The organism is Amycolatopsis sp. MJM2582, from assembly GCF_000754115.1.
GTDB lineage: Bacteria > Actinomycetota > Actinomycetes > Mycobacteriales > Pseudonocardiaceae > Amycolatopsis > Amycolatopsis japonica.
Genome location: NZ_JPLW01000002.1, coordinates 1,583,597 through 1,600,087 on the forward strand (window position 1 = coordinate 1,583,597; position 16,491 = coordinate 1,600,087).

General features: G+C 68.9%; 16 protein-coding genes. 9 read left to right on the top strand and 7 right to left on the bottom strand.

Annotated elements, in window-relative coordinates; genetic code table 11:
- Positions 1 to 30: 30 nt before the first annotated feature.
- The 6 genes from ED92_RS17480 (at position 31) to ED92_RS17505 (ending at position 5,377) form a co-directional block, all read left to right on the top strand.
- Positions 31 to 426: a hotdog fold domain-containing protein gene (locus ED92_RS17480; RefSeq protein ID WP_037339231.1), complete on the top strand. Its 396-nt coding sequence runs from the start codon at positions 31 to 33 to the stop codon at positions 424 to 426.
- Positions 423 to 1,946 carry an NAD(P)/FAD-dependent oxidoreductase gene (locus ED92_RS17485; RefSeq protein WP_037339234.1) on the top strand — a complete coding sequence of 508 codons (1,524 nt, stop codon included), beginning with the start codon at positions 423 to 425 and terminating at the stop codon, positions 1,944 to 1,946. Before ED92_RS17480 ends, ED92_RS17485 begins: the two co-directional genes overlap by 4 nt.
- Positions 1,943 to 2,983: an alpha/beta hydrolase gene (locus tag ED92_RS17490; protein ID WP_037339236.1), complete on the top strand. Its 1,041-nt coding sequence runs from the start codon at positions 1,943 to 1,945 to the stop codon at positions 2,981 to 2,983. The genes ED92_RS17485 and ED92_RS17490 overlap by 4 nt, the downstream gene beginning before the upstream one ends.
- Positions 2,980 to 4,329, top strand: coding sequence for an NAD(P)/FAD-dependent oxidoreductase (locus ED92_RS17495; protein ID WP_037339238.1), 1,350 nt, complete (start codon positions 2,980 to 2,982; stop codon positions 4,327 to 4,329). Before ED92_RS17490 ends, ED92_RS17495 begins: the two co-directional genes overlap by 4 nt.
- A 39-nt stretch (positions 4,330 to 4,368) precedes the next feature.
- A complete protein-coding gene (locus ED92_RS41395; protein WP_052120644.1) occupies positions 4,369 to 4,809 on the top strand; it encodes a DUF1579 family protein in 441 nt (146 codons plus the stop codon).
- Between the two features lie 109 nt (positions 4,810 to 4,918).
- On the top strand, positions 4,919 to 5,377 hold the full coding sequence (locus tag ED92_RS17505; RefSeq protein WP_037339240.1) for a GNAT family N-acetyltransferase: 459 nt from the start codon (positions 4,919 to 4,921) through the stop codon (positions 5,375 to 5,377).
- A 24-nt stretch (positions 5,378 to 5,401) separates the two neighbouring features.
- Here the strand turns inward: ED92_RS17505 and ED92_RS17510 are convergent, their stop codons facing one another.
- Complete coding sequence (locus tag ED92_RS17510; RefSeq protein ID WP_037339242.1) at positions 5,402 to 5,965, bottom strand: dihydrofolate reductase family protein; 564 nt, start codon at positions 5,963 to 5,965, stop codon at positions 5,402 to 5,404.
- Between the two features lie 196 nt (positions 5,966 to 6,161).
- Here ED92_RS17510 and ED92_RS17515 point away from each other — a divergent pair, with 196 nt between their 5' ends.
- Positions 6,162 to 7,481 (top strand): MFS transporter, encoded by a 1,320-nt coding sequence (locus ED92_RS17515; RefSeq protein WP_052120647.1) that lies wholly within the window; start codon positions 6,162 to 6,164, stop codon positions 7,479 to 7,481.
- Here ED92_RS17515 and ED92_RS17520 read toward each other — a convergent pair.
- Positions 7,478 to 8,542 (bottom strand): DUF6348 family protein, encoded by a 1,065-nt coding sequence (locus ED92_RS17520; RefSeq protein ID WP_037339245.1) that lies wholly within the window; start codon positions 8,540 to 8,542, stop codon positions 7,478 to 7,480. The two genes, ED92_RS17515 and ED92_RS17520, sit on opposite strands and share 4 nt — an antisense overlap.
- Before the next feature lie 13 nt (positions 8,543 to 8,555).
- A complete protein-coding gene (locus ED92_RS17525; RefSeq protein WP_037339247.1) occupies positions 8,556 to 9,302 on the bottom strand; it encodes an SDR family oxidoreductase in 747 nt (248 codons plus the stop codon).
- A 172-nt stretch (positions 9,303 to 9,474) separates the two neighbouring features.
- Here ED92_RS17525 and ED92_RS17530 point away from each other — a divergent pair, with 172 nt between their 5' ends.
- Entirely contained in the window at positions 9,475 to 10,383 is a 909-nt protein-coding gene (locus ED92_RS17530) for an RNA polymerase sigma-70 factor (RefSeq protein WP_037339250.1), read from the top strand.
- A gap of 57 nt (positions 10,384 to 10,440) precedes the next feature.
- Here ED92_RS17530 and ED92_RS17535 read toward each other — a convergent pair whose 3' ends face one another.
- The gene (locus ED92_RS17535; protein WP_037339253.1) at positions 10,441 to 11,817 is read right to left on the bottom strand and encodes an amino acid permease; all 1,377 of its coding nucleotides are present in this window, start codon (positions 11,815 to 11,817) and stop codon (positions 10,441 to 10,443) included.
- Positions 11,818 to 12,011: 194 nt separating this feature from the next.
- On the bottom strand, positions 12,012 to 12,899 hold the full coding sequence (locus ED92_RS17540) for a LysR family transcriptional regulator (RefSeq protein ID WP_037339256.1): 888 nt from the start codon (positions 12,897 to 12,899) through the stop codon (positions 12,012 to 12,014).
- Between the two features lie 72 nt (positions 12,900 to 12,971).
- On the opposite strand from ED92_RS17540, the gene ED92_RS17545 reads away from it, so the two are divergent.
- Positions 12,972 to 13,967: a YeiH family protein gene (locus ED92_RS17545; protein ID WP_037339259.1), complete on the top strand. Its 996-nt coding sequence runs from the start codon at positions 12,972 to 12,974 to the stop codon at positions 13,965 to 13,967.
- Here the strand turns inward: ED92_RS17545 and ED92_RS17550 are convergent.
- Both ED92_RS17550 and ED92_RS17555 read right to left on the bottom strand, forming a co-directional pair.
- The gene (locus ED92_RS17550) at positions 13,945 to 14,937 is read right to left on the bottom strand and encodes a phosphotransacetylase (protein ID WP_037339261.1); all 993 of its coding nucleotides are present in this window, start codon (positions 14,935 to 14,937) and stop codon (positions 13,945 to 13,947) included. The genes ED92_RS17545 and ED92_RS17550 overlap by 23 nt on opposite strands.
- A 70-nt stretch (positions 14,938 to 15,007) precedes the next feature.
- A complete protein-coding gene (locus ED92_RS17555; RefSeq protein ID WP_037339264.1) occupies positions 15,008 to 16,372 on the bottom strand; it encodes an aspartate aminotransferase family protein in 1,365 nt (454 codons plus the stop codon).
- Between the last annotated feature and the right edge of the window lie 119 nt (positions 16,373 to 16,491).

A 16,491-nucleotide genomic window follows, 5' to 3' on the forward strand; every position in this document is an offset into this window, starting at 1 on the left:
GACCTACTAGGCCGCCGAACAGGAGCTCTCATGCACGTCATCCACCGGCGCTACGTCGCCTACTCCGAGGCTCACTACGCCGGCAACCTCGTCGACGGAGCGTTCGGCCTGGCGCTGTTCGGCGACGCCGGAACTCATCTGGCGATCGTCATGGACGGTCACGAGAGCCTCTTCGCGGGCTACTCGTCCGTGGAGTTCCTGTCGCCGGTGCGCGGCGGCGACGTCATCGAGGTCGAGGCGAGGCTCGCGGCGAAAGGCACCAGAAGCCGGACCATCGACTTCGAATTGCGCGTCATCGCCAGGGCCACCGATCGCACCGGCGGCGCGGAAGTCCTCGCCGAACCCATCGTCGCCACCCGTGCCCGCGGGACCGGCGTCGTCCCCGCCCTCCCCCAGGACCGGAACCGCAAAGGAAGTGCAGCATGAAGGACACGGACGCCACGGAGGCCGCCGACATCGTCGTCATCGGCGCCGGCATCTCCGGTATCGGCGCGGCCAGGCACCTGATGGACGACTTCCCCGGCAAGAAGGTCATCCTGCTGGAGTCCCGCGACTCGATCGGCGGCACTTGGGACCTGTTCCGCTATCCCGGTGTCCGGTCCGACTCCGATCTGCACACCTACGCCTACGAGTTCAAGCCGTGGCGGCATCGCAGCGCCATCGCCGAAGCGCCGTTGATCCGTGAATACCTCGACGAGACGGTGCGCGATTTCGGCCTGGCCGACGTCCTCCGGCTCAGGCACCGCGTGACCTCCGCCGACTGGTCGAGCGCGGAAGCGCGATGGACACTCCAGGTGACCGCGACGGACGACACCGGCGCCGAACACACGAAGACCATCAAGACCCGCTTCGTCTTCAGTGCGACCGGCTATTACCGCTACGACGCGGGATACACGCCCCATTTCGAAGGGCGTGACGATTTCCGGGGCGACATCCTGCATCCCCAGCAGTGGCCCGAAAACTACGATCACGGCGGCAAGCGTGTGGTGATCATCGGGAGCGGCGCGACGGCGGTGACGATGCTCCCGGCCATGCTGATGGGCGACGGCGCCGCGGCACACGTGACGATGCTGCAGCGCACCCCGAGCTACATCGCCTCACAGCCGCGGTTCGACAACATCGCCGTCAAGCTCACCAAACTGCTCGGAGCCAAGCGCGGCTACGCGGCCACGCGCCTGAAGAACATCTGGATCGACTTCCTGCTCGTTTCCACCCTGCGCAAATTCCCCGATTTCGGGCGGAAGGCGCTACGCAAGTGGACGCTCAAGGAGCTTCCGCCGGACATCGACGTGGACACGCATTTCAATCCGCCGTACGCCCCTTGGGACGAGCGCCTCTGCGTCACGCCGGACGGCGAATTCTTCAAGGCGCTCCGCGACGGGAACGCCGACGTGGTCACCGACCGGATCGACCGTTTCACCGAGAACGGTGTCCTGCTGGAGTCGGGCAAGACACTGGAAGCCGATCTCATCGTCACCGCGACCGGTCTCGTCATGCAGATGCTGGGCGGTATTCAGCCCACAGTGGACGGTCGTCCGGTGAAGATGTCCGAAACCCTCCTCTATCGCGGCGCCCTCATCTCCGGGATCCCGAACTGGGCCATGATGCTCGGCTACACGAAGGCGTCGTGGACGCTCCGCCTGAGCAACGTGTGCCGCCTGGTCGGTGACGTCATCCGCCGGATGGACACGAACGGGTACGACATCGCGGTCCCGGTGGTGCCGGAAGGACTCGCCACCACGGATCTCCTCGACCTCACCGCGGGTTACATGCAGCGCGCGAAGCCCGAACTTCCGCGGCAGGGCACCGAACTTCCGTGGCGGATGCACACGACGTTCGTCAAGGACAACCGGCTCTTCAAAGGAAAACTGGTCGACCGGCACATCCGTTTCTCCGTGCGGGACTCCGCCACCGCAGGTCTCACGAGCGTCGCGAGCGACTCGTGACCACCGCGCGTCTCACCTTCGGCCAGCGTCTCCAGCGGGCCTTCGTCATCGCCTTGAGCCGCACTCCGGCCCCGCTCCTCGCGCGGCTGGTACGCCCGCCGGTCAACGCCGCCGGCGATCGGATGGCCTCCGACGTCGCCTTCCTGATGAGGCTCACGGAGGCAGGTGACGACTACAGCGACCTGCCGCCGACGGATGCCCGGGAGGTGACCGAGCGCGACGCGGCGTTGTTCGCCGACCGGGTCGGCCCGTGCGCGGTCGAGCGGGAACTCGACCTCGGCGGTGGGCTGGCGGCGACCCGCTACGGCTCCGGCGACCCCTCCGGAAGCCTGATTCTTTTCTTCCACGGCGGCGGATTCGCGCTGGGAAGCCGTGCGAGCTACGCCGCGCCCGCGCGGATGCTCGCCCACGGAACGGGCGCCGACGTCCTGTCCGTCGAGTACCGTCTCGCGCCCGAGCACCCGTTCCCGGCGGCGCACGACGACGCGCTCGCCGCCTGGCGGTACGCCGTCGAACACGCGGACCCGCATCGGATCGTCGTCGCGGGCGAAAGCGCTGGCGGCAACATCGCCGCCGTTCTCTGCCAACGGCTTCGCGGCGAAGCGGTCCAGCCGATGGCGCAGGTGCTCATCCAGCCGGTGACCGATGTTTCCGAGCGGCGTCCGTCCCAGGACGAGTTCGCCGGCTCTCCCGCGTTGTCGGCCAAACAGATCGAATGGTTCATGGGGCATTACCTGCCCGAAGGAACCGACCGCGTGGATCCACGGGTGTCGCCGTTGCGGGCCGGCGACCTGAGCGGTCTCCCCCGCGCCATCGTGACGGTCGCCGGATTCGACCCGCTCCGCGACGACGGACTCGCTTATGCGACCGCGTTGCTGACGAGCGGCGTGCCGACCGAGGTGATCCACGAACCCGGACTCGTGCACGGCTACATCTCCTTCACGGCGATCAGCCGGAGCAGCAAAGCCGCCATGGGACGGCTGGTTGACGCCGTCTCCACGGCATTGAAGCCGACACCTGAACGGAGCGAACCATGATCGAAACCGAGACGGAAGTCGTCGTGATCGGCGCCGGTATGGCGGGTTTGATGGCGGCGACCGCCCTGTCCGATCGGGACGTCGTCGTACTCGAAGCCACCGATCGCGCCGGGGGCCGGGTGGAGTCGGTGCGCCAAGGCGATTACTGGATCAACCTCGGCACCCAGTTCACCGAAGGGACCGGCCCCCTGATCGAAGCCCTCGAACGCCACCGGGTCGAGATGGGGACGCTGGCGGGCAAGAAGGTGGCCCTCGCGCTCCACGGGAAGCAGGTCGACACCTCGAATCCGTTCGGCCTGATGTTCCGCTCCCGGATGACCTTCCTCGACCGGGTCGGACTGGCGGCCGTCGGCGCCCGTATCCTCGCCGCGGCACCGTTCCTGCAGATGAACCCCGACAACCGTCTGGCGAAACGGGTCAGGGCGAAGCTCGACGCGACATCCGCGTCGTACGTGCTTCGAGGGATCGGCTCCGAGGTCGCGCGGGACATGGTCCGGTCGTGGTCCGGGCAATGGATGGGTTGCGAACCCGAGGAGACCGCGGCGACCCAGTTCGTCTTCTCGATGGGCATCCTCCTGACCGATCCGGCGAAGGTGCCCAACTTCTCCTTACCGGAAGGGGGAAATCAGACCCTCACCGACGTATTGGCCGCCGACCTCGGCGATCGCCTGCGGCTGAACTCCCCTGTGACGTCGGTGGAGTGGACCGAGGACGGCGTCGTCGTGGATTACTCCGACGAGAACGGACCGGCGCGGATACGGGCCCTTCGCGCGATCGTCGCTGTTCCGAGCGACGTGGCCGTGAAGCTCATGCCCGGTCTGCCGACCGAATACCGGTCGGCGTTCGACGACATCCACTACGGGCGGTACGTGGTGGTCGGCTTCTTCACCCACGAAGAGGGCCCGCAACGGTGGGACGACTACATCGCCGTGTCGACGCCGCAGCTGTCGTTTCAGGCGATGTTCAACCACGCCGCGGCCTTGCGCGGTCCCGGTGCGCGGAAACCGGGCGGCGCGCTGGCCTGCTTCGCGGGCGGCGCGGTGGCGGACAGCCTGTTCGAACTCAGCGACGAGGAGATCGTCAGCCGGTTCACCGCGGATCTCCTCTCGCTCTACCCGGAGCTCGAAGGGAAACTCGACGAGGGGATCGTCCGGCGTCACCACCGGGTCGTGCCGTTCTGGGCACCCGGCGGACGTGCCTCGCTGCCGACCTTGCGGCGGCCCCTCGGCCCGGTGCACCTGGCCGGTGACTATCAGCTCGACATGCCTTCACTCGCCGACGCGGCCTCGTCGGGTGAGCGGGCCGCCGAGCAGGTCCGCGCGAGCTTGCCCCGTTCGGCGGACTGACTACGCTGGCGGATCACCGGGCCACGCGAGGAGGCGGCGATGCGCAACGAAGCCATGGAACGGTTGGACGTCCTGGTCGGTTCGTGGCGGACGACGCTGAGCGACGCGTGGTTCCTGGAACCGCCCGATCAAAAGGTGCCGGGTTCGGCGACGATCGAATGGCTCGGTGACGCGTTCGTGGTCCTTCGCTGGACGATGGACGGCGAGGAAGGTCAAGCCGCGAGCGAGATGGTCCTGGTTCTCGGTCGCAGCGACGCCCGCGACGCGTATACGGCTCTGTACCACGACGAACGAGGTGTGTGCCGGGTCTTCGCCATGACCTTCGACGGAACGAACTGGAGCCTGAGCCGGGAAGACCCCGACATGTTCCAGCGGTTCGTCGCCGAGGTGGGGCCGGATCGGATCACGGGCCGCTGGGAGGCGTCCGAAGATCAGGGATCCACCTGGCGCAAGGATTTCGACCTCGTTTTCGAGAGGTAGCCGTCAGGTCTTCCGGACGGCGCCGGTGAAGCCCGCGCCGCCAGCTGCAGGGCTCGGCAAGCGCGAAACTCGGGTGCGATCGGCCTGGTCTGCCGCTACGGTCCCGACCATGCCCGCGGATGCTTTCGTACCAGCCGGTTTCGCCCCGCCGACCGCGCTGGTCACCGACGAATTCCGCCTCGAACCCTTGGGACCGGAACACAATCAGGCCGACCATGCCGCCTGGATGTCGAGTATCGAGCACATCCGCTCCACTCCCGGCTATCCCGACGGCGACTGGCCGCCGCGCGGCGGCATGACCCTCGACGAGAACCTCGCCGACCTGCGCCGCCACGCCGAAGACTTCGCGCGACACAAAGGCTTCACGTTCACCGTCCTCAGCCCGGCCGACGGCGACGTCATCGGTTGCGTGTACCTGTATCCCACGGCCTCCGAGGACTGGGACGTCACGGTGCAGTCCTGGGTGCGGGCCGACAAAGGGGACCTGGATGGCGCGCTCGCGGACGCGGTCGCGCGCTGGGTCGTCTCGGATTGGCCGTGGGAACGGGTGGATCGCTGCGGTCGTTGAGACGCACTCAGAGCGTCACGCTACTCACGAGGCGCAGGCGACCCGAAAACGCAGGTGAGTGGCGACCCCCGCGACAGGTTCACCCTCCGGCACCAACTCACCCCCGCGTCCGCCGAACAGCCCGGTCCCCTGCCCCAGCAGCACCGGGGCGATGTGGAGATGCACCTCGTCGAGCAGGCCCGCGACGAGCAGTTGCCCGGCGACGTCCGCGCCCAGCACCAGGACGTCCTTGTCTCCCGCGGCGGCTTTGGCCCGCCGGACCGCGGCCTCCAGTCCGTCGAAGGAGAACGTCCCGCCGTTGTCGCCGCGGAAGTCTTCCTCGACCCGATGGGTCACCACGAAGCTCGGCACGCCGGGCCACGGCGTACCTCCCCACGGCCGCAGGCCGAGGTCGAAGGTGCGCCGCCCGATGACGGTGGCCCCGACGATCGCGTTCACCTCCTCGACGGCACGGGCGTCGGGCCCTTCTCCCGCCATCCACTCGTGCAGCCGTTCACCGCCGTCCCCCATCGGCTCGTCGGCCCGCACGTTCGGCCCGGCGGTGAAACCGTCCAGCGACATCGACACGTCCAGCACCACCTTGCTCATCGCAAGGCCTCCTTCTTCTCCGCGGCGCCGCGATCCGGGCGCGTTCATCGAAGAGTCGGAGCAGGCCCGGCCATCTCGACATCGGAGATTGCGCGATCCGGCCGACGCGGTCTATGTTCCTACGTGTCCGGATAGCGTCCCGGACTGTCCGTTTATCGGACACCTCGCCGGAATCGGCCGAAGACGAGGAGCGAAAGTGACGAACGTGCCCGCCTCGCGCGCGACGGCCGATTCGAGTGTCAGCCGGTCGGCGTTCCGGCGGGTCCTGGCGGGCAGTACCGCGGGCGCCGTGCTCGAGTGGTACGACTTCGCGCTCTACGGGATCCTGGCGGCCACTGTTCTCGGCCCGCTGTTCTTCCCCGGTGGTAACGGATTCGCCCAGTTGCTGCTCGCGCTGGCGACACAGGGGCTCGGTTTCGTCGCCCGCCCGATCGGCGGCATCGTCTTCGGGCATCTCGGCGACCGCCTCGGACGCAAACCCATGCTGGTGACCACTTTCCTGCTACTCGGGTTGTCGACTTCCGCGATCGGGCTGCTCCCCACCTATTCGCAGGTCGGGATCGGGGCGACGATTTCGCTCGTCGTGCTGCGGCTGATCCAGGGATTCGCCCTCGGCGGCGAGTTCGGCGCGGCGGTGCTGATGGTCAGCGAATACGGGAGCCCGAAACGACGCGGGTTCTGGTCGGCGTGGCCGCAGGCGGGAGCGCCTCTGGGCACGGTGCTGGCCACGGCCGTGGTCGGCGGGATCGCCTTGGTACTTCCCGGCAACGCCTTCGATCAGTGGGGCTGGCGAGTCGGGTTCCTGTTCGCGATCCCGCTCCTGGTCATCGGTTTCTGGATCCGGCGCCGCATCGACGAGTCGCCGGTGTTCCAGGAAGCACAGGCACGGGCAGCCGCGAAACCCGTCCGCGAACGGTCGAGCATCCTCGAAACGCTCGCCCACCCCGGCCCCGTCCTGCGCGGTCTCGGCGTGCGTCTGGGCGAAAACGTGGCCTTCTACGTCTACACCGTCTTCGTGGTCGCTTACGCCACAAAGACTTTCGGCTACGACAAATCCGACGTGCTCCTCGCCGTCGCCATCGGGTCGCTGCTGCAATTCGCGGGGATGCTCGCCGGCGGCCACTGGTCCGACCGCGTCGGACGGCGCACCGCGATGCTGGTCCCCGCGCTCGGTCTCGCGGTCTGGGCGCCGGTCTTCTTCGCGATCGTCCAGGCCGACGCGCTGCCTCTGCTGTATCTCGGTGTCGGCGTCGGCGCCGCGCTGCACGGGCTCCTCGCCGGGCCGGAAGCGGCTTGGATCGCCGAACTCTTCCCGACGCGCCGCCGTTTCGCCGGTGCTTCCCTGGTCTTCCAAGGATCTTCGATCATCGCCGGTGCGCCGGCCCCGCTCATCGCGGTGTGGCTGGCCGAAAAACAGGGCCCCACGGCGGTCGTGCTGTACCTCGTGGGCACGATCGCCGTCACCGTCGTCGCCCTGCTCCTCAGCGCCGAAACCCGTGGAGCCGACCTGAACTAGGCGCCGATGGGCACGAGCAGCCCGAACACCCGCGTCGCGATCCGCCCCTCGGCGACCAGCGCCGGGTGATCCGCCACCACCGCTTCGCCGCCCGACCACGGCCGGCTGTCCAGCAGGACTTCGTTGTTCAGCAACGCGCCCTCGTTGTGCGCGACGAACAACCGGAGCCCGTGCACCTTCCGGCTGAGCTTCTCCGCGCGCAACGCTTCCAGCAACCGGTCGAGCAGCGGTTCGACGGAAGGCACGTTCTCGGCGAACAGGGTGATCTGCGCGCCCAGCACCAGTTCGAACGCACCGTCCGGATGGTCGTACCGCTCGCGGTCGACCTGATCGGTCGCAGCGCCGGGCGACAGCAACCCGTCGACGATCGGATGCAACGCCCCATGGCGGAAACCGTCCACCGCACGGCCGATCGCCTCACGCCAAGTGGTGCCGTGCCCCGCGAAGCTCTCGACGAGCCAGGGCTCGGCCAGCGCGGGATGCGACACGGCGAAGTCGACCTGAGCCATCACCATGCCTTCCGGGGCGGGATGCACGATGAGTTTCGTATCGACACGAGTGTCATCGCCCAGCAGGACACCGTGCTCGCGAAGGAAAGCCTCGAATACCGCTTGCGGTGAAGGCACACCGCCGTCGCCCTCGACGACCGGTTCCAGATCCTTGAACAACACGGGTTCGCCGAGTTCCAGGTCCGCGAGCTGCGATCCGGCGTTCAGCGCCTCGTTGATCACGGCGAACGTGCTGCTGCGAAACGCGATCCGCTCGAACTCCGCACGGTTCGCGTACTGGGCGCGCTCATACGCCGCCACGAAAACCGGCTCCTGCGCGAGGAAGACCTGCCCGCGGGAGTCGCGCACGGTGTCCGGATACGTGACGTCCGGCAGCAACCGCCGGACGTAGGCCATCGGCAGGAAAACCAACAGCCGCTCGGCCAGCCACGGCTCCACTCCCGCGCCGGTCAGCCGTTCCCAGAACATGTCGTCGCTCGGCGGTTCTTCGCCCGCGCAGAACGCGGCGATCCCGATTTCGAGCGCGGCATCGAGCCCCCATGATGCGATCATTGCCGAAGTCTAGTCAGCAGCGGGTTTCGAGCCACTCCTGGAAGGTGGGGCCCGCCAGCTTGGCGTGCGGGCCGGGCAGGAACCCGCCCTTGGCGGCGATCTCACCGTCGGGCAGGTCCGCCGCGTCGATGCCGACGACCTTGATCCCCCGGGCGTCGCCGGCGAGCCTGGCCGCCTCCGCCATGATCTCCTGGCGTGGCCCGGCGATCTCTGGGATCGGAGTTCCCGGCGCGACCGGAGCGGCCGCAAGATCGGCGAGCTCCTCGGCCACGGCGCGGCAGGCCACGAGTCGAGTGGGCGCCGCCGGAACATAAGCGACGTCGTCCCGCCGCCAGTCGAGCAGCTGAAGCACGAACTCGTGGAACTGAGCCGCCCGCAGAAGACGGACCGGGAGCGGCCCCGACAAGAGGAACTCTTCGTGTTCCTTCTTCGCGGCGAGGAAACCGGTGGTGGCGTTGTCGACGCCGATGATGGACGCCGCGGCGATCAGGCCGACTCCGGCCCGCCTGCCTTCCTCGTGCAGATTGCGGGCCGAGGTACGGAAGAACTCCGTCGCCGCCTCCTGGTCGGAAGCGTGCCAGGAAGCGACGTCGATGATGACGTCGGTCCCGGTGAGCGCCTCGGCGAGCCCCTCACCGGTGATGATGTCCACGCCGGTGGCCCGGGACATCGGGACGACTTCGTGCGCGCGTTCGGTGAGGACGTCGACGACGTGGCGTCCCAGCCGCCCGGTCGCTCCCGCCACTGCGAACTTGCTCATGGTTCAGGCCTTTCGTGGAGGTGGAAGGGTCTGTCGCTTGATGACGAGCAAGAGATCCCGGCGGCACGCCCGGTGTGACAAGTCCGCCTTGTGGCGCAGGTCACCGTTCCCGGGTGTCACAAACCAGCGGCGGCCGGGATCGTAGGGACGAACACGAACAGGGGGAACTGCGATGAGCGAGCGGCACGAGGGATCCGGCGCCCTGGATCCGGCGACCGAAGCCTTCGTGGCCCATCGCAATCTGCTGTTCACCGTGGCCTACGAGATGCTCGGTTCGGCCGCCGACGCCGAGGACGTCCTGCAGGAGACCTGGCTGCGCTGGTCGGGCGTCGAACTCGACACGGTGCTGGACCGGCGCGCGTTCCTGGTCCGGATCACGACACGGCAGGCGCTCAAACGTCTGCGGACGCTCGGCCGCCGCAAAGAGTCCTACGTCGGCCCGTGGCTGCCCGAACCACTGCTGACCACACCGGACGTGGCCGAGGACGTCGAACTGGCCGCGAGCGTTTCGATGGCGATGCTGCTCGTGCTGGAGACACTCGCGCCCACCGAGCGGGCGGTTTTCGTGCTACGGGAGGTTTTCGCCGTCGACTACGACGAAATCGCCCAGGCCGTCGACAAGACTCCCGCCGCCGTACGGCAGATCGCTCATCGGGCGCGAGCCCACGTCGCCGCGCGCAAACCACGCGGCACCGGCTCCCCGGCCGAGCACCGGGCCGCGCTCCAGGCGTTCCAGGCCGCGGTGGAAACCGGCGATCTGCAGGGGCTGCTCGACATCCTCGCGCCGGACGTCGTCGCCCTCAGCGACGGTGGCGGGCTCAAGCACGCCCTGCCGCGGCCGGTCGTCGGCGCGGACGCGGTGGCGCGGCTGCTGGCCGTCGGCTGGTGGAAACGCGGGGCGGAACGGACCGTCGAACCGGTCCAGGTCAACGGCGGACCCGGTCTGCTCATCCGGATCGGCGGCGAGATCGACGGCGTGCTGGCGGTGCGGGTCGAAAACGGCTACGTCACCGGCGCCTACCACGTCCGCAATCCCGAAAAACTCTCAGGTGTGGCCAGGGAAATCACGATGAGCCGATGACGAAAGCGTCCTTCGCCGCATCAGACGCGGCGAAGGACGCTTTCAGCCCGTCCAGGGTCACTCCCGGACGGTGGCCGGGGCACGCTGGGGTTCGTCCGGAACGGGATCGACGGGCGCGGCCGGAACCGCCGGCTTACCGCGCCGCCTGCGGATTTCGAACCCGACGAGGATCAGCGCGAGCGTCACGGCGCTGAGCCAGAACTGCGAGCGGGTCGACGGCAGCAGCGCCATCGCCAGGATCACGCCGCCCATCAGCGCGATGGTCGCGTAGCTCAGCCACGGGAACAGCCACATCTTGAGCGTGAGCTTGTCCGGATCCTCCCGCTCCAGCCGACGGCGGAGCCGCACCTGCGCGAGCGCGATCGAGAGGTACACGAACAGCGCGACGGCGCCGTAGGAGTTGACCAGGAACTGGAAGATCAGGTCCGGCGAGGTGTAGGCGGCGATGACGGAGACGTAGCCGATCACCGTCCCGGCCAGGATCGCGCGCCTCGGCACGCCGCTGCCGGAAAGGCGGGTGAACGCCTTCGGCGCGTCGCCGTTGCTGGTGAGCGCGAACAACATCCGCGACGAGGTGTACAGGGCCGAGTTCAGGCACGAGAGCACCGCGGTCAGGACGATCGCGTTCATGATCGTCGCCACGGCCGGGATGCCGAGCACGTCCAGCACCGCCGCGTACGGGCTGACCGCCGTCGCCGGATCGTCCCAGGATTTGATCGCGACGACGAGGAACACGGATCCGACGTAGAACAGCACCACGCGGAAGATGATCGAGCGCATGGCCTTCGCGACCGCCTTCTGCGGCTCCGCGGATTCGGCGGCGGCGATGGTGACGATCTCCGCGCCGGTGTAGAACCCGATGCACGGCACCACCGCCGCGAGTACCGCGCCGATCCCGAGTGGCGCGAACCCGCCGTGGGACACCAGGTTCGTCAGGCCGCCGTTGGCACCCGGCCAGAAACCGAACAGGTACAGGGCACCGACGACCAGGAACACGACGATCGCGACGACCTTGATCGACGAGAACCAGTACTCGAACTCCCCGTAGGACCGCGCCGAGACCATATTGGTACCGGTGAGGATCAGCAGCAGGCCGAGGCTGAGCACCCACAGTGGCACGTCGGGTACCCACAGCTGCAGGATCCGGCCGCCCGCGACGGCCTCGACCGCCACGACGATGACGAAGAAGTACCAGTACATCCAGCCGACGGCGAAGCCCGCGCGGTTGCCGAGCGCCTCCCTGGCGTAGACGTAGAACGACCCGAGCGCGGGTTTGGCGATCGTCATCTCCGCGAGCATGCGCATGATGAGCACGGTGATCAGACCGGCGATGAGGAACGAGACCACCGCCGCCGGGCCCGCCGATTGGATGACCACGCCACTGCCGACGAACAGCCCGGCGCCGATGACGCCGCCGAGGGCGATCAGGTTCATATGTCGCTGTTTGAGCCCTGGTTTCAGGCCGCTGCTCTGTGCGGGACCGGACGTTGAAGTCACGTCTCCTCCTTCTCGCACGCACCGCCGGAGCGGTGGCGCTGGGAGCTCCATTGTGGTTCCGGTCACCGTAGGAACAAGTCGGGCCAGGGGCGAGTGCCAGTTACGATGTGGGAAAGGGGTCCAGATCACTCTCAGGACGAGCGCCGCACGGCCAAGGCCAGCAGTTCCGCCGCCGGACCGGTGAGGCGCCGCCCCTCCGGCCAGACCGCGTGCAGCACCCGTCCGAAGTCGACACCGTCCACCGCGACGGGCACGAGATCATGGTCCGCGACGTCCAGGGCACTGATCACCGCGGGCCCGGCGCCCGCCACCACGGCGCTGCGGACGGCGGAGGCGGAACCCAGTTCCAGCAACGGTTTCACCGGTCCCGCGCCGGCCATGCGCAACGCGATGTCGACGGTCTCCCTGGTTCCGGAGCCGCGTTCCCGCACCACGAGCGGCGTGGCCGCCAGCTCCGCCGGCGTCAGGGGACGGCGTTCGCGCGCCCAAGGATGGGTGCGGGCGACCACGACCACGAGATGGTCCACGCCGACCTTCCGCGACGTGAGCCCGGTGAAGGGGCCGGGTGATTCGACGAAGCCGATGTCGGCCTTGCCCTCGCGGGCCAGTCCGGCGACCCGATCCGAATTCGTGACCTCCAAGCCGAGGTGGAGCCCGGGGTGCGCGCGGTTGAGTTCGCCGATCCAGCGCGGGACCAGATGCTCGGCAGGCGTCATGCTCGCCGCGATCCGGAGCCCGGTCTCGTGCCGGTTCCGCAGGGCTTGGGCACCGTCGAGCAGTCCGTCGAGTTCGGTGAGCACGCGCTGCGCCCAGCCCGCGATCACCCGGCCGTCCGGGGTGAGCGCGGAACCGCGACGGGTCCGGTCCACCAGCACCAGACCCAGCCTTCGTTCCACAAAGGACAGACGCTTACCCGCCGACGGCCGCGTCATCCCGAGTGCGACGGCGGCCTGACCGATGCTGCCCAGTTCACCGACGAGGACGAGCAGGCGCAAGGAGTCCAGCTCCGGTGCGGTCATAGCCAAAGTGCATGACCTATCCGTCGTTCTCCCGGCTACCGGCGCCGTCCTTTCCGGACGACGCTCGTCGGTATGAGCACCACGTCTGCGCGGCGAACGAAGCCGCACCTCACCGGTCTGGCCGTCACCTCCCTCGGTGTGGGCGTCGCGTACCTGCTGAGCACCGCCGTTCCCGTGTTGAGCGCGCTGACTCTCGCGGTCGTGCTCGGGGTGCTCGCCGGGTCGTTGCCGGTGCTCTCGGACGGAACCCGGCAAGCGATCGCGAAGGTGACGAAGAAGCTCCTGCGCGCCGGTGTCGTCCTTCTCGGTCTGCAACTCGCACTCCCTTCGGTGCTTTCCCTCGGCCCCGGCACGCTGCTCGCGGTGGTGCTGACGGTCGGCCTCACGTTCCTCGGCACGATCGGGCTCGGCAGGCTGATCAGTGTCCCACGGGGACTCGCGATGCTGGTCGCGACCGGTTTCTCGATCTGTGGCGCGTCGGCGATCGCGGCGATGGAGGGGGTCGTCGAACGCGAGGACTCCGACGTCGCGACCGCGGTCGCACTGGTCACCTTCTACGGCGGTCTGGCGATCGCGGCGGTCCCGCTCATCGGCGGCTGGTTGGGGATGGACGCGCTGCGGATCGGCGGCTGGGCCGGCTTGGGCGTGCACGAGGTCGCCCAGGTCGTCGCGGCCGCCACCCCGGCCGGGACCGCCGCCGTCGCGGTCGCCGTGGTGGTGAAGCTGAGCCGTGTCGTCCTGCTGGCGCCGATGGTCGCCGCGGTGAGCGTGCACGAACGGCGGCGCCGCCCGTCCGCCGCCGGGAAGCGCGCCCCGCTGGTCCCGCTGTTCGTCCTCGGTTTCCTGGCGATGGTGGTGGTGCGGAGCACCGGGATCCTGCCCGGCGTGGCACTCGACGTCGCCAAGGTCGTCTGCACGCTGCTGCTGGCGGGAGCGCTCTTCGGGCTGGGCTGCGCGGTCCGGATCGGCACGCTGGTCCGCACCGGTGGCCGGGCGCTGCTGCTCGGCCTGCTCTCCACGCTGCTCGTCGGCACCATCGCCTACGTCACCCTCGCGCTGCTCGGCTAGCTTGAACGGCGGTCAAGAGCGACAGCGTCTCGATGTCGGACGCCGAGCAGCCGCGCGAGAGGTCGTTGAGCGGCGCCGCGAGGCCCTGGAGGATCGGGCCGAGCGCGACGGCGCCGCCGAGCCGTTCGGCGATCTTGTAGCCGATGTTGCCCGCGTCCAGATTCGGGAACACGAGGACGTTCGCGCGGCCGGCGACCGCGGAACCGGGCGCCTTGGCCGCCGCGATCGACGCCACCAGCGCGGCGTCGAACTGCAGCTCTCCGTCCACCGGAAGGCCGGGTTCGCGCTGCCGCACCAGCGAAGTCGCCTCGCGGACGACCTCGACCCGCTGATGGTCGGCACTCCCCTGCGTGCTGAACGACAGCATCGCGACGACGGGGTCCTCACCGGTCAGACCGCGGTGGGTCTCCGCGGCGGCGAGGGCGATGTCCGCCAGCTGCGCCGCGCCCGGCTCGGGCACCACCGCGCAGTCCGAAAAGGTGAGCCGTCGTCCATCCGGAAGCAGCAACAGGAAGCAACTGCTCAAAGTGGACACACCCGGGGCGAGACCCACGACCCGCAGCCCCGCGCGCAGGACGTCGGCGGTCGGCCGCGTCGCCCCGGCGACGCAGGCGTCCACCTTGCCTGCCCGCAGGGCGGCGGCCGCCACGAACACCGGATCGCGCCGGGCGGCGGCGAGCTTCTCCGGATGCCGCGCGAATCCCGCCGCCAGCGCGGCTTCGGTTCGTTCGTCGGCAAGGGCTTCCGCGACGTCCACGATCAAGTCGTCCGTGGCCCCTGCCGCGCGCAGGCGCGCCCCGTCGCCGAACAGCAACGGCCGAACGACACCTTCGTCCCGGAGCGCCAGCGCGGCACGGACGGCGCGGTCGTCGTCGCCGTCCGGCAAGGCGACGCGGAGATTCCGGCCGCGCAAGGCCTTCCGCCATCCGTCGAGCGTCGCGTCCGGCGTGACCTCGGTGGTCAGGCTCATCGAAGTACCTCCACGTACGAAGCGGGGGCCGCCGGAAGACGGCGACCCCCACCGGGTGAAAACGGCTGGTTCAGGGCTGGACGGCCTTCTCGACGTCGTTGAGCATCGCGTCGACGCCGTGCAGCAGTTCGGTGAGCACCTCGCGGTCGGCGACCAGCGGCGGGGAGATCATCAGCATCGTCGCGCCGCGATCGTCGCCGCGGAGGATGACGCCCGTGCGCCGGAACGCCTCCGGAAGCACCTCTCGCAGCACCTTCAGCGACTCCGCGTCGGTCAGCTCCCGGCCGCTGTCGCGGTCGGCCATCAGCTCGATGGCGTAGAAGAACCCGGTGCCGCGGACGTCCTTGACGCAGCGGTGCGCGGACTTGAGGGAGTTCAGCGCGGCGAACAGCTCCGGGCCCTCGGTGAGGACGTTGCCGAGCACGTTCTCGTCCCGCATCGCGGTGAGGTTCGCGACCGCGACGGCGGTGGCGACGGGATGCCCGCCCCAGGTGGCGCCGTGGGTGAAGACGCCGCCCTTCGGGGAGTCGTACAGCTCGGTGACCAGCTTCTCGCGCACGATCACCCCGCCGAGCGGCGCGTACCCCGACGTCGATCCCTTGGCGAAGGTGATCAGATCCGGCACGACGCCGGTGAGCCCGTGCCCGAACCAGTGCCCGAGCCTGCCGAACGAGCAGATGACCTCGTCCGAGACGAGCAGGATGCCGTACTTGTCGCACAGCGCGCGCAAAGCGGGCCAGTACCCCTTCGGCGGGACCAGCGCGCCGCGTCCGTTCTGCACCGGCTCGGCGAACAGCGCCGCGATCGTCTCCGGCCCTTCTTCGAGGATGACCCGCTCAATCGCGGTGACACAGTCCAATTCGGACGCCGGGCCGCAGTCTCCCAGCAGGCCCAACGTGTTCGGCACGTGGCGGACGCCGGGCATGAGCGGGCCGAACGGTTCCTTGATCTTCGCGAGCCCGGTCACCGAGAGGGCGCCGATGGTGGTGCCGTGATAGGCCATGTCGCGGCTGATGATCTTCGTCCGCTCGGGCTGCCCCTGGCTGCGGTGATACTGCCGGGCGAATTTGAGCGCCGTTTCGACTGCCTCCGAGCCGGAGTTGACAAAGAACGTCGTCCCGAGGTCGCCCGGGGCCAGTTCGGCCAGCAGCGTGGCGGCCTCGATCGCGGGCGTATGCGCCGAACCCCAGTTGCTCGCGTAGGCCAGGGTGCCGACCTGGTCGGCGGCGGCCGCGGCGATGTCGGCCCGTCCGTGGCCCATGTTGACGCAGAAGAGCCCGGCGAGCCCGTCGAGATGACGGCGTCCTTCGGTGTCGATCAGGTAGCTTCCCTCGCCGCGTACGAACACCGGGAAATCCGAGGCCCAGGTGTCCTTGCGGGTGAAGTGCGGGCCGAGATGCCGTCGAGCCTGCGCTCGCAGCTGGGTGACGTCCACCGGAGACCTCCTTCGAGACACGAGTCTGTGCTTTGACTTTCGCAACCCGGCTGGCACCGGCCCAGCACCAGAGCGGCGACGTTCGATGGGTCCAGTTGGTCGTGAGTGGCGATTCGGGT

What these genes read in the sequence shown, in the direction of transcription:
- ED92_RS17480 (WP_037339231.1), top strand. Translation starts at nt 31, where the DNA reads ATGCACGTCATCCACCGGCGCTACGTCGCCTACTCCGAGGCTCACTAC.
- ED92_RS17485 (WP_037339234.1), top strand. Translation starts at nt 423, where the DNA reads ATGAAGGACACGGACGCCACGGAGGCCGCCGACATCGTCGTCATCGGC.
- ED92_RS17495 (WP_037339238.1), top strand. Translation starts at nt 2,980, where the DNA reads ATGATCGAAACCGAGACGGAAGTCGTCGTGATCGGCGCCGGTATGGCG.
- ED92_RS41395 (WP_052120644.1), top strand. Translation starts at nt 4,369, where the DNA reads ATGCGCAACGAAGCCATGGAACGGTTGGACGTCCTGGTCGGTTCGTGG.
- ED92_RS17505 (WP_037339240.1), top strand. Translation starts at nt 4,919, where the DNA reads ATGCCCGCGGATGCTTTCGTACCAGCCGGTTTCGCCCCGCCGACCGCG.
- ED92_RS17510 (WP_037339242.1), bottom strand. Translation starts at nt 5,965, where the DNA reads ATGAGCAAGGTGGTGCTGGACGTGTCGATGTCGCTGGACGGTTTCACC.
- ED92_RS17520 (WP_037339245.1), bottom strand. Translation starts at nt 8,542, where the DNA reads ATGATCGCATCATGGGGGCTCGATGCCGCGCTCGAAATCGGGATCGCC.
- ED92_RS17525 (WP_037339247.1), bottom strand. Translation starts at nt 9,302, where the DNA reads ATGAGCAAGTTCGCAGTGGCGGGAGCGACCGGGCGGCTGGGACGCCAC.
- ED92_RS17530 (WP_037339250.1), top strand. Translation starts at nt 9,475, where the DNA reads ATGAGCGAGCGGCACGAGGGATCCGGCGCCCTGGATCCGGCGACCGAA.
- ED92_RS17535 (WP_037339253.1), bottom strand. Translation starts at nt 11,817, where the DNA reads ATGAACCTGATCGCCCTCGGCGGCGTCATCGGCGCCGGGCTGTTCGTC.
- ED92_RS17540 (WP_037339256.1), bottom strand. Translation starts at nt 12,899, where the DNA reads ATGACCGCACCGGAGCTGGACTCCTTGCGCCTGCTCGTCCTCGTCGGT.
- ED92_RS17545 (WP_037339259.1), top strand. Translation starts at nt 12,972, where the DNA reads ATGAGCACCACGTCTGCGCGGCGAACGAAGCCGCACCTCACCGGTCTG.
- ED92_RS17550 (WP_037339261.1), bottom strand. Translation starts at nt 14,937, where the DNA reads ATGAGCCTGACCACCGAGGTCACGCCGGACGCGACGCTCGACGGATGG.